Origin of the sequence: Prevotella sp. P6B4 (genome assembly GCF_000619985.1) — a bacterium.
Classification (GTDB): domain Bacteria; phylum Bacteroidota; class Bacteroidia; order Bacteroidales; family Bacteroidaceae; genus Prevotella.
This window is the reverse complement of record NZ_JHVE01000029.1, coordinates 17,330-30,123: the sequence shown is the minus strand read 5'-3', so window position 1 is coordinate 30,123 and position 12,794 is coordinate 17,330. Positions and strand designations below refer to the sequence as shown.

Annotated in this window: 7 protein-coding genes; 6 read left to right on the top strand and 1 reads right to left on the bottom strand. The window is 49.2% G+C overall.

The features are described 5' to 3' along the window. The first annotated feature begins 85 nt into the window (after window positions 1-85). From T491_RS0114575 to T491_RS0114555, 6 genes are all read left to right on the top strand, one after another. Window positions 86-487 carry a glyoxalase/bleomycin resistance/extradiol dioxygenase family protein gene (locus tag T491_RS0114575; RefSeq protein WP_028904539.1) on the top strand — a complete coding sequence of 134 codons (402 nt, stop codon included), beginning with the start codon at window positions 86-88 and terminating at the stop codon, window positions 485-487. 129 nt (window positions 488-616) lie between these two features. Beyond that, window positions 617-2,974, top strand: a complete 2,358-nt coding sequence (locus T491_RS0114570) for an outer membrane beta-barrel family protein (protein WP_028904538.1) — start codon at window positions 617-619, stop codon at window positions 2,972-2,974. Window positions 2,975-3,077: 103 nt separating this feature from the next. Further along, on the top strand, window positions 3,078-5,441 hold the full coding sequence (locus tag T491_RS0114565) for an outer membrane beta-barrel protein (protein ID WP_051523187.1): 2,364 nt from the start codon (window positions 3,078-3,080) through the stop codon (window positions 5,439-5,441). Between the two features lie 54 nt (window positions 5,442-5,495). Beyond that, a complete protein-coding gene (locus tag T491_RS0114560) occupies window positions 5,496-6,515 on the top strand; it encodes an acyltransferase family protein (protein ID WP_028904536.1) in 1,020 nt (339 codons plus the stop codon). A gap of 13 nt (window positions 6,516-6,528) precedes the next feature. Then, window positions 6,529-6,666 (top strand): hypothetical protein, encoded by a 138-nt coding sequence (locus T491_RS17775; RefSeq protein WP_155950164.1) that lies wholly within the window; start codon window positions 6,529-6,531, stop codon window positions 6,664-6,666. Between the two features lie 399 nt (window positions 6,667-7,065). Beyond that, window positions 7,066-9,537, top strand: coding sequence for a glycoside hydrolase family 3 N-terminal domain-containing protein (locus T491_RS0114555; RefSeq protein ID WP_028904535.1), 2,472 nt, complete (start codon window positions 7,066-7,068; stop codon window positions 9,535-9,537). Here the strand turns inward: T491_RS0114555 and T491_RS0114550 are convergent. After that, window positions 9,527-12,787 carry a GH92 family glycosyl hydrolase gene (locus T491_RS0114550; RefSeq protein WP_028904534.1) on the bottom strand — a complete coding sequence of 1,087 codons (3,261 nt, stop codon included), beginning with the start codon at window positions 12,785-12,787 and terminating at the stop codon, window positions 9,527-9,529. The two genes, T491_RS0114555 and T491_RS0114550, sit on opposite strands and share 11 nt — an antisense overlap. Window positions 12,788-12,794: the final 7 nt, after the last annotated feature.

Here is a 12,794-nt window from a genome sequence, read left to right as displayed (position 1 = left end):
TCGAGTATCGCGGCAAGCAGCACCTCTACGCCGAGAACACTGGCTGGACAGACTTCTATTTCTTTGAACTTAAACAATGAATGATATGAAAGAAAGATTCAAATTCAACACCGTGGGGCTTTTCACCCACGACAACAAAGCGACTGTCGATTTCTACACGAAAGCCTTTGGTTTTACCACCGATTGGGATGGCATTCAACCCAATGTAGAGATGATGCTGGGCGACATGCGCATTATCCTCTTCCCGCGTGATGCTTTCGAGCAGATGGTCGCTCAGAAATTCCAATATCCCGAGGGGTTCAATGGTACAGTAGAATTGGCATTCGACGTGCCCACCTTCGCTGATGTCGATAAAGAATACCAGCATGCACTCACGAATGGTGCCGCCTCCGTTCTCCCTCCCACCACAGAGCCTTGGGGACAGCGTACCTGTTATGTCGCTGATCCTGATGGTAATCTGATAGAGATAGGGTCCTTTACGGAATAGTGAAATAGTACATATCGCAGATTGTCCATTCGTCACAAAATGTTGCAATTCATCCCAGAAATGGGGTAGATTGCAACTTTTTTATGCTGGTGTGACGTCAAACTGGCAAAACATTAAATAATTAGAAAAATGAAAAAGATCAGTTTGAAAATGGTAGCTATGACAGCTGCAATGATGATGTGTTTAACAGCTGAGGCAAAGACCGAGGATGTAGGAGGACGAGTAATTGACGCACAGGGTGAACCTCTGCCATTTGTAAGTGTGGCCCTGCTTACGGCCGACTCTACTTATATACAAGGTGCAACGAGCGATGTGGATGGATTTTTCCAGATTAACACCACTGACGCCTGCTGCATCCTGCGATTCTCGTACATTGGATATCGCACCAAGTATGTTGACGTAAGGAGCTCAGAAATAGGAACCATCCAGATGGAGCAAGATCAGACAATACTGAATGAGATAGTGGTGAAGGGACAGATGCCAAAAACTAAACTGACGGGCAACTCGATGATAACCACCATTCAAGGTACCGTCTTGGGCAAATCGGGTACAGCAAAGGAAATGCTGGCCAAAGTACCAGGAATGACGCTGAAGGGTGAAGACCTGGAGGTGCTGGGCAAGGGTACACCTATCTTTTATATTAATGGTAGAAAGATGCAAGATAAGGACGAACTGAAACGACTCCGTTCAGAGGAGATTGCGAGTGTGGAAGTGATCACCAATCCTGGTGCTCAATACGATGCCACCATTTCGGCAGTGGTACGTATCAAAACGGTTCGTCGTGAGGGGGCAGGTTTCGGTTTCGACCTGATGGCAGCCAACAATCAGAACCTGACGTTCGGCTTCAGCGATCCCAGCAGCACGCTGAACCTGCGTTATCGCCACAACAACCTGGACCTGTTTGGTATGGTGAACTATTGGTCGTGGGATAGTCCTAACGACCTGCGTATTACGCAATCTACCTTTCTTAAGGACGATGAAGGTATCAGAAATATTCTTCAGGACAGTCACATACGAAACGACTGGCACGGACAGGGCATGAACTACAACCTGGGCTTTAATTGGCAGATTAACGACAAGCACTCGCTAGGTGCCAGAATTGAGCGCCACGATCAGTTTAAAACGCACAACAACATGTGGGTGGATACAGAGAATAATCTCACAGGGCGTGACCTTTCACACCAAGACGATCATACCCATTATCCATATAACTGGCAGAGCAATGCCTATTATAATGGTCAGGTGGGCAAACTGAACATCGACCTGAATGTAGATTTCACAACAGCTAAGGAAACCACCGGCAACCTGATAGATGTGTATTTGCCTGAAACTCAAACCATGCAGCAGAACTCGCAAACATGGTCACGCCTTTGGGCTGCTAAACTGGTGCTGAGCTATCCTGTGTGGAAGGGACAGTTGCAGGCGGGAACAGAGATGAGTTTCGTGAAGCGACAGAGCAGTTCGGCTATCACAAACTACCCTCTTCCCTCTACAGATACGGATGTAAAAGAAAACAATGTGGCTGCTTTTGTGGCTTACAATGCTAACTTGGAGAAATATGGTACCGTAAGTGCCGGACTGCGTTATGAGCATGTGGGTTTCGACTATATGGACAACCTGGATGCCGAGAATAATATGACGCGCTATCAGGATGAGTTCTTCCCTAATATTACCTGGGCAAAGCAGTTTGGACCTATCCAGACTTCGCTGAGCTACACCATGAAAACCGTTCGCCCGAACTATAGTGCACTGAGCGACCATATTTATTATCTGAACTCGTTTACCCTGCAGCAGGGCGACTCGAAACTGAAGAATGCTACGATGCAGGAAGTGAGCATCAATGCCCGTTGGAAATGGATTAACCTGTTTGCCGCCTACGAACGTCGTGATAACACCATCACACAGGTGCCAATGGTCTATAACAACGAGGGTATCATGCTGCTGAAGCAGGCCAATCTGCCTGACCCTGTTCGTAATCTGGCCATCTTCCTCTCGGCCAATCCCACATGGGGTGTATATAGCCCAAGCTGGACGATTGGCGGACAGAAGTTCTGGAACACGATGACGTTCGATGATCCTCGTAGTGATACAGGTAAGACGGATGTGACCTTCACTAAGCCCATTTTCTTCTTCGACCTGAACAACACCTTCCGCTTTAAGCATAGTTGGCAGTTGGAGGCTAATGCAAACATCCAGACCAAAGGTGACGTACTGAACTTCCGTATGCTCTCGCCCTCGTATAATGTCAGTTTTGTGGTACAGAAGTGCTGGCTGAAAAACGATGCTTTATGCTTGCGTGCCAGCATCAGCGATGTATTCCAGCGTAGCGTGCAGGATGTAGCACAGGACTGTGGCTTCTTCTACGGTGTGCAGACAACACGAAGCCGCAGTCACCGTTTGGACATATCCATCCGCTACACCTTCAACGCCTCAAAGAGCAAGTATAAGGGCACTGGTGCCGGACAGGCAGAGCGTCAGAGAATGTAGGAAATGTGCTATTCATCACATAATTGTGCAGAATATCCCAGAAATTAGGAGGATTAGATAACATGTCATATCTTTGCAATCGAAAAAAATAAAATAAGAAAAGATGAAAAGAATTAACGTAAGACTGGCAGTTCTGATGACTGCTATGATGATGACAATGATGAGTTTCGCTGAGACACAAGACTTTGGCGGACGAGTATTGGATGAGAAGGGCGAGCGGATGCCCTATGTGAACGTGGTGCTACTGTCGCTGCCCGACTCGGCTTTTGTACAAGGTGCGATGACCGACGAGCAAGGCATGTTCAAGATTGTGACGGATATAAAACAAGGTCTGTTCAAGGTGACCAGCGTGGGCTATCAGACCTTATATATAAACGCGGGCGAGGGCTTGACCATCCAGATGAAAGAGGACACTCAACTGCTAAATGAAGTAGTGGTAAAAGGTCAGATGCCTAAGACTCATGTGAAGGGCGACGCCATGCGCACCACCGTCGCTGGAACGATACTGGAAAAGGCCGGAACCATGAGTGATGCGCTCTCGAAGATTCCTTCGCTCGAAGCAGAGCGCGATGGTGGCGTGAAAGTGCTGGGACGTGGCGATGCCGAGGTGTACATCAACGGTCGGCGGGTGCAGGACATGAAAGAACTCTCCCGTCTGCGCTCCGACCAGATTCAGCACGTCGATGTGGTGCAGAACCCTGGTGCTCGCTATGCCGCCTCGGTGAAGGCCGTCGTGCGCATCACGCTGAAAAAGGCACAGGGCGAGGGTTTCAGTTTTCAGGATAACGCTGGTTTCATCTATCAATACGGTCACACGCTGAACAACAACCTCGACGTGAACTTCCGCACGGGCGGTCTCGACATTACTGCCTCGCTGTGGGCTGGGCGCTACAATCACTATAAGTCGATGCAGGAGCATGAACTGACTTATTTTGTCGGCCCGGATTACATCAAGAGCAACACCTCGCAGGAGTCGCAGGGCATCTGGAAGAGCTGGTCACCTCAATTGCAGGTGAACTACATGTTGAATGAAAACCATAGTTTTGGTGCATTTTACAAATTCGACCGTCATCCGAGTAGTGACTACAATGGTATAATCTTAACAGACAATTACGAGAATGGCCTGTTCATGGAGCACTCAGAAAGCCGTGTCTGGCAGGACGAGACTATCAGCAAGCACATATTCAATGCCTACTATAACGGCAAGATAGGACAACTGGGTATTGACCTCAACGTGGATGGTCTCTTCGACGACACCAAGACGCCAGGCAGTACCACAGAGACAACAAAGGATGCCATAGGCGGTTCTACGGAGCGTAGCTTTGAGAGCAGCACCAACAGCGGCAACAACTTCTGGGCCACGAAACTCATCCTCTCCTATCCTGTATGGAAAGGTAATCTCTCTCTGGGTGGCGAATATAGCTATAACCATCGCACAGATGCCTACACGTTTACATCCACCAACTATGTGCCTGTGAAGACCACCGACACAGAGATCAATGAGAAATCATCGGCCGTCTTCCTGGAGTATGGTCGCTCTTTTGGCAAAGTCTATGCACAGGTAGGACTGCGCTATGAACACCTGACAAACGACTACTTCAATTTTGGTAAAAAGGAGGATGAGGTCTGTCGCAACTATGGCGACTGGTTCCCTACGGCAGTCATCTCTGCCCCTATAGGCAAGGCACAACTCTCCCTCTCCTACCGTCGAGACATCCAGCGCCCGGCCTACTCAAATCTGACCAGTTCGACGGTTTATGTCAACCGTTATACTTACCAGAGCGGTAATCCATATCTATTGCCGACTTATACCCATAGTCTGGTGCTCAATGCTGCCTACAAATGGGCGAACCTGATGCTGAACTATGGCCGAGTGAAGGATGCCCTCACTATGTCGACAGAGCCTTTCCCTGGTTCAGAAGATCCCCTTGTCAGCCTGGTGCGTCCCATCAACAGCTGGGAGGATTACAACCAGTTCAGCATCCAGTTGTCTGCACGCCCCACCATTGGCTGCTGGCATCCGGCATGGAGTGTCATCACCCAGATGCAGGACTTCAAGTCGCCTACTGCTAATGGCTCTACCATCACTTTAAACCGCCCCTGGTTCATTATCGGCTGGCAGAATGACATCGAATTACCTCAAGGTTTCCGCCTCAATATCTCTGCCCAGTGGTATTCTAAAGGTGACTACACCAATTTCCGCATGACCAAGACCCGTCTCTTCACCAACATCGGACTGCAGCGCGACTTCAACCTGAAGCGCTTGGGCGCGCTGACCTTCGACCTCCGTTGCAGCGATCCCTTCCATACTAACAAGACGGATGCTATCGTCTACGGCATCCGCGAGCTGACAACGCACAATCCTGCCCGTCGCACCTTCACGCTCGACCTTACCTGGAAGTTCAACGAGGCCCGTTCTAAGTATCGTGGCTCTGGTGCCGGAGAGAAGCAGAAGGCAAGAATGTAGTCAAATAGCATAATTATTTGGCAATAATCGAAATTCTTCGTAATTTTGCAACCGATGAAACGACTTTGCTATCTTGACAATCTGAAGGTCTGCCTGACCGTCTTGGTGATTATGCACCATGCCGGTCAGGCTTATGGTAATGGTGGCGACTGGGCTTACCATCCCAGCAATCCTGCCGAGTTTATGCCTTGGATATGGCACTTCTTCTCGGTCAATGCAGCTTTCTTTATGGGACTGTTCTTCCTGATTTCAGGTTACTTTGTGCCTATGAGTTTCGATAAGCAGGGGGCAAAGGTGTTTGTACAGAAGAAACTTATCCGCTTGGGAATTCCACTATTGCTGATGGGCGGACTTATATCTGTTTTAACAGGCAAACCGGAGATTGGACATATGTGGTATATCGAGAGTCTGCTGGTGTTCTGTCTGATTTATGCCTTGATACGATTGATATGTAAACCTATCGATGGTGAGTGCACATCGAGCCCCACCATCATCGGCCTGCTGATATTTGGCGGCGTGATGGGTATCGGCAGTTACTTCATCCGTCAGGTCAGCCCGCAGGATCATTGGATATGGCCCTTTGGCATTATCCCTTTGCCAATGGAGCCCGCCCACTATCTGCAATATGTCATGATGTTCGTTATCGGCATACTGGCACGTCGGTTTGCCTGGCTCGAAAAGATGGGTAACACCACGGGAAGCATTTCGCTTGCAATAGGATGCCTTTTGGCTTTAGGTATCTATCTGCGTGATGGTGGGGCTTGGAACGCTTTCGTTACTGAGTGGTTTGGCATCTACGAATCGCTTTTGTGCGTATTTATCTGTTTTGGGCTGCTATGGCTGTTCCGCCAGTATGGTAATTGCGATAGCAAGTTCTGGCAGTGGTGCGCCGCCCAGTCGTATGGCGCTTACATCTTCCATCTGTTGCTGATGATAGTTCTGCAACATGCCACTGACGGCATCTGGATGGGCGCCTTTGGTAAGTTCATGTTCATCGGCATCGTTACCACCATCTGTTCGTTCGTGCTCACTTGGTTGGTAAGGCTGATTCCCGGAGTAAAGAAACTTTTATAATACAAATAAGAATATGAGTGATATGATGACACTCCGACCATTCAACATCAACGATGCAGAGACGATTCTGAGCTGGTGCAAGGACAAGCATACCTTCCGGCTTTGGAGTGCTGACAGGTACAAAGAATTCCCTGCTCAGCCAGAAAGATGATAGAGCAATAAGGTCTCGCAGGGGAAAACATTAGGTCTCGCAGGGGAGAACCCTATGGGTAACAGGGAGAAAGATGGTATCTTTCTATTGTTCGCCTATACGCAAACGATAGTGTGCCTATACGCAAACGACTGTACGACTATACTCAAATTGAAACGCTTTTCAAAAGAAGGTTATTGAATTACAAATAAGTTCGCGAAGCCAAGAAACAAATGCAGTCGCAGGGTATAGGCAGCGACCTCAGCAGCACGCTGACCCTGCGTTATCGCCACAGCAACTGATATGGATTAATAAAATGAGCGAAACGCTATAAAGGTGTCTTAAAAATGGCAAAAAGGGATGGATATTAAAATGTTTTTACTATCTTTGCAGGCAGAATTCATTAACTCAACACAATTTATGAAGAAAACAATTTTATCGATTGCAATGATTTGTGCTGCAACTATGTTGCACGCACAGAAGCCTGCCATCCCCCGCGATGCGGCGCTGGAGGCGAAGATTGAGAAAACATTGGCTAAGATGACACTCGACGAGAAGATCGGTCAGATGCTGGAACTGAACCTCGACATTATTGGCAAGATGACTGTAGAGAATGCCAAGGTGGATCGTGAAAAGGTTCGCAGCGTTCTGCAGCAGTACGGTCGCTCGGATGCCGAAGTAAAGGAGATGCTGAAGAAGACCGATCAGCAGATTATCGATCAGTTGGGTGGATTCCCAGTAGATATCTATCAGGGCGATACTAAGCGTGTGTGGAAACTGAACGAGCAGATGCTCGATACACTGATTTCTAAGTGGAAGGTGGGATCTATCCTGAATGCACCAGGCACAAAGGCTCCAACAGTAGCCCAGTGGCAGCAGTGGATCCAGCTGATTCAGAAAAAGTCGATGAAGTATCTGGGCATTCCTGATATCTACGGACTGGATCACAACCACGGCGTAACCTATACTCAGGGCGGAACACTCTTCCCACAGCCCATTAATCTGGGTGCATCGTTCAATACCGAACTGGCTCGCAGAGGCGCTGAGATTACAGCTTACGAGAGTCGTGCAGCCAACTGTCCTTGGGTGTATAACCCTGTAGTTGACCTGAGTCGCGACCCACGTTGGCCTCGTGTATATGAGAGCTTTGGCGAGGATGCCATCGTAAACTCAAAGATGGTAACAGCTGAGATTAGGGGTTATCAGGGCGATGATAATAACCACATCGACCAGTATCACGTAGGTACCAGCACCAAGCACTACTTTGCCTATGGTGCTCCCTGGACAGGTAAGGACCGTACCCCAGCTTACCTCTCGCCACAGATGATTCGTGAGAAATACTTCGAGCCTTTCAAGGCAGCTGCTTTGGCTGGTACACTCACCATGATGGTTAACTCGGCCTCAGTCAACGGCGTGCCTGTTCATGCCAGCTACGAGTATCTGACCAAGTGGCTGAAAGAAGACCTGCAGTGGGATGGATTCCTGGTTACCGACTGGGCTGATATCAACAACTTGTTCTCTCGCGAACATGTAGCTAAGGATAAGAAAGATGCCATCCGTATCGCTATCAATGCAGGTATCGATATGTCGATGGACCCCTATAGCGTTGAGTTCTGCATTCTGCTGAAGGAGCTGGTACAGGAGGGTAAGGTGAAGATGAGTCGTATCGACGATGCCGTTCGTCGTATCCTGCGTGCCAAGTATCGCCTGGGCCTCTTCGAGAAACCAAACACAGGTGGTAAGGGCTTTGAGAAGTTTGGTAGCGCCGAGTTTGCTGCCGCCTCGTTGAAGGCAGCTGAGGAGAGCGAGGTTCTGCTGAAGAACGAGGGTAATATCCTGCCTTTGGCTAAGGGAAAGAAGATTCTGCTCACTGGTCCTAACGCCAACCAGATGCGTTGTCTGCATGGTGGTTGGAGCTACACCTGGCAGGGCTCAAAGGCAGAGGAACTCTCAGAGAAATACAACACCATCTACGAGGCTCTGTGTAATAAGTATGGTAAGGAGAACATCATCCTTGAGCAGGGTGTAACCTATAATGAGAATGGTGCTTACTACGATGAGAATGAGCCTGAGATTGATAAGGCTGTATCCGCTGCCGCCAAGGCCGATGTGATTATCGCTTGTATTGGCGAGAACTCATATACTGAGACACCTGGTAACCTGAACGACCTGTGGTTGTCGGCAAACCAACGCAATCTGGTAAAGGCACTCGCCAAGACTGGCAAGCCCATCGTCATGGTGCTGAACGAGGGTCGTCCTCGTCTGATTGCTGATATCGAGCCATTGGCTAAGGCTGTGGTTGATATCCTGATTCCTGGTAACTATGGTGGCGATGCACTGGCCAACCTGTTGGCTGGCGATGCCAACTTCTCGGCTAAGATGCCTTACACCTATCCTCGTGAGATTAACTCGCTGAACACCTATGATTATAAGGTATCAGAAGAGGTGGGCACCATGGCTGGCGCTTACAACTACGATGCAAAGGTTTCGCTCCAGTGGCCATTCGGCTATGGCATCAGCTACACCACCTATGAGTACAGCAACCTGAAGGTGGATAAGAGCAAGTTTACTGCAGCCGATGTGCTGACAGTAAGCGTAGATGTAAAGAACACAGGTGCCAAGGCCGGTAAGGAGGCTGTACTGCTTTACAGCAGCGACCTGGTAGCATCAATCGTACCAGACAACAAGCGTCTGCGCGACTTCACTAAGATTGAGTTGCAGCCAGGCGAGGTAAAGACTGTTACCTTCCAGTTGCCTGCCAAGAACTTAGCCTTTGTAGGCGCCGATGGAAAGTGGACCCTTGAGGAGGGCGACTTTATCCTGAAGGTTGGCAATCAGACCGTAGGTACTGCTTGCACACAGACAAAGATTTGGGACGAGCCTAATATTTAATCTCGTCCTGAGTAATATAGTTCCGATGAAGGGGCAGGGAGTTTGGCGTTATCGTAAACTTCCTGCCTTTTTCCATGTTCAGCGTTACCTTCTGGAATCTGGGGGCGGCTAACATATAGCGATCGGTAGCCGGACAAACAGGATAGAATCCGATAGAACCAAATACATACCAAGCCGACATCTGTCCGGCATCGTCATTACCAGATAATCCACCTGGAGTGTCGTTGTATTCTGTGTCGAGGATATGGGCTACATGCTCGATGGTTTTTTCGCGTTTGCCAATAAAGTCGTAGAGCCAAGGTATCTGATGGCAAGGCTCATTGCCGTGCCAATAGCGACCTTCTGAAAAGAGTGAGTCGAGCTTAGTCTCGAACTTCTCTTTGCCACCAAGCACATCGATGAGGCCTTCTACATTCTGTGGCACATACCATGTATAATGGCAGGTAGCACCCTCAGTAATATATGATTTGCGATGGATAAAGTCGGTGTTGTTCTCGAACTTACCGCCATCGGTCTTCTTGCGCGAAACCTGTTTTGGCGCATGGCGACCATCGCAATAGCCTGTCTTGGGATTAATCACATTGCGCCAGTTTTCCGATCGGCGCATCAGTTCCTGGTAATCCTTGTCCTTACCCATGGCCTTGGCCAACTGGGCCACAGCAAAATCGTCGAAGGCATATTCGAGGGTTCGCGATGTCTGCTCATCCTGATGGAAAGCCTCCTTCACGCCATCCTCTAAGGGAATATAGCCGTACTTGAGGTACGAGGTGAGTGCTCTGCGACCCATACCGTTCTTGTAGTCGTTATAATTGGCTGGCGTCTCGAAAGCGTTCTTACGCATCGCCTCGTAAGCCTTTTCTATGTCGAAGTTTCTGATCCCTTTAATATAAGCATCAGCCAGTACGGCGCTGCTATGATCGCCAATCATGGCTGCTGTGTACGAGTTCCAGCAGGGGAAAATAGGTAGCCAACCGCCCTGTTCGTACATAGTTACTAACGATTGCATCATATCCGCAGCCTTGTCAGGGGCAATGAGTGTATAGAGTGGATGCAGGGCTCGATAGGTATCCCACATTGAGAAGTCTCCGTAGTAGGTGCGTGGTTCAGCAGGAAATTCAATGATGCCATTGGCAAACTGAGGGTAGCTGCCATCCACATCGCTCATCTCTCTGGGCAGAAACGAACAGCGATAGAGGGCGCCATAGAACTGGTTGATGCGAGCGGTGTCGCCATCCTCTACGTCGATAGTATGCAAGCGGTTAATCCATTGTTGGGCAGTTTGGGTCATCATACTTCCAAAGTCGTGCCCTTCTGTCTCGAAAGCGAAGTTGTTAACGACACCTTCTTTCGAGGTGAATGATGAGGCTGCTTTTAGGATGATGGGCTGATGAGCCTTGCCTTCGAAGGTGAACCAGGCGCAGAGACTATCGCTGCCATAATCCTTGATATCATCGTAGGCCTGTAACAGATAGTGCCCATCAAAGCCTGCCTTCTCGCCCCAGCCCTGATAGATGCGATGCACAGGGTTGTAGCCATAGATGGTCTTGGCCTTACTGTCAATCTCTAAGTGGCCTTGCTGCTCGTCGCTGTTGTGGTTCAGTACGATGTGTATAGGTCCGTCCTGCTCGGGGGTGATGCGGAAGATGGCGGTATGACTCGTTCCTGTCATCTCTATCTTCAGATGTTCCTTGGGCAGCCTGACGGCATAGTAGTGAGGATGTGAAATCTCTTGTGCATGCGAGAAAGGAGTGGCGCGCTCTTCTGGCTTCAGACGTAGTTGTCCGCTAAGCGCAGCTAATGTGAACGAACCATAGTCCTGTGTGCATCCGCCTACTATCCAATGGCTATTCCGGATTCCCTGGAACAGCGAGTCGGTATAATAATAAGGTGCGATGCATTTCTGCTCTGTGTCACGAGTCTGGGGTGTCCAGAAGTTCTGTCCGTTGGGCACGAGAACGGCTGGTAGCGTTTGTCCATGCTCCTCTGACCCTTTGCCAAACAGTCCTGCTGTCTTGGTGTTGGCAGGGGCTGTACCCACCATGGTGTTTAGCGCACAGAGCTGACGAAGATGCTCGAAGTGATGGATGCGGTCAGCTACCTGCTGCTTGAGTGCCTTCCAGTTCTTGAAGCCCAATGACTTCTCATTGTGGAGTAATTGCACAAGCACGTCGCCTTGTGCATTCTTGTAGAATATCATCTGCAGATTCGCTGCCATCGGCAGAATCTCATCCATCTTATCGAATCTGATGCCGCTTTCTACCTGCCATAAGTCACGTATGCCCATGAGGGTGAACAGACGATAGAGGTTGGAATCGTGTCCGAATCGCAGATCGGCTCCCACACCTCCTCGAACGATAGCTGCATCCGCATCGGCTTCGATACGTCTCCAAAGTGAAAGAGCACATCGGGCAGGGATACCTTTGTTTTCAATCACATCGCCGTGGACGATGGTCATACCGATGTTGTTTTTTTCATAGACTGCCTTAAATTCCTCTGGTGTGAAGATGTCGTAGAGTGATACATTCAATTCTACATCCTGCATATCCGAGGCGATGGTATGGAGTTCCATCAGCAGTTTGGCTGGCTCTTTTACTTTCGAAGGATCCACAAACAGCGCTTTGATGAATCTGTCGGGTGATATCTGGAGTGGGATGTTGGTACGACTCTCCAAGGCCTTTTCTTCTGGTGAGGTGTAGGCTATCCAGGCCATATCTTCTTCGCGAGTGATGGGTGTTAGATGTTGGACTTTGGAAAATTGTTTGAGTTCATCCACAAAGTTCTCCATACTCACCTTACATCTGTTTACGGTACTGCTATGAGCCGTCAGATGGGCATCTTTCGTAAACAGCTGCGGGAAGTTCTGGTACATACGACGGGCTATGCCGCGATGTTGGCGGGCACCTAAGGCGGTGAGCTGTCCGCCGTTACCTTTGGCGTTCTTCCAGATTCTGATCAGACGCTTGCTAACCTCCTTGCCAAGTATGGTAAGGTTGTTGGCATCAGTAAACTGGTTGTTTACCCAGGTGTATCTCGCGTCGTTGGTGAGCCAGCGTGAGCCATGCCTGCCATAGTGTGAGATGTAGAAGGGTTTGTAGCCCTCAGGTGCTGCTTGAAGTTGCGGTGTAGCATCGCCTGATTCAATGGGATAGGCATAATACACGCCGCCTAATTTCTCGTATTGTGCGAACACAGGACTGGCTGTCAGGCAAGCCAGCCCCATCAGTAAAATGGTATATATTCTTTTTTTCATATTCTCT

Bases quoted from the DNA above. Each gene is read 5' to 3' on its own strand.
- T491_RS0114550 (WP_028904534.1), bottom strand. From the start codon at position 12,787: ATGAAAAAAAGAATATATACCATTTTACTGATGGGGCTGGCTTGCCTG.
- T491_RS0114555 (WP_028904535.1), top strand. From the start codon at position 7,066: ATGAAGAAAACAATTTTATCGATTGCAATGATTTGTGCTGCAACTATG.
- T491_RS0114565 (WP_051523187.1), top strand. From the start codon at position 3,078: ATGAAAAGAATTAACGTAAGACTGGCAGTTCTGATGACTGCTATGATG.
- T491_RS0114575 (WP_028904539.1), top strand. From the start codon at position 86: ATGAAAGAAAGATTCAAATTCAACACCGTGGGGCTTTTCACCCACGAC.
- T491_RS0114560 (WP_028904536.1), top strand. From the start codon at position 5,496: ATGAAACGACTTTGCTATCTTGACAATCTGAAGGTCTGCCTGACCGTC.
- T491_RS0114570 (WP_028904538.1), top strand. From the start codon at position 617: ATGAAAAAGATCAGTTTGAAAATGGTAGCTATGACAGCTGCAATGATG.
- T491_RS17775 (WP_155950164.1), top strand. From the start codon at position 6,529: ATGAGTGATATGATGACACTCCGACCATTCAACATCAACGATGCAGAG.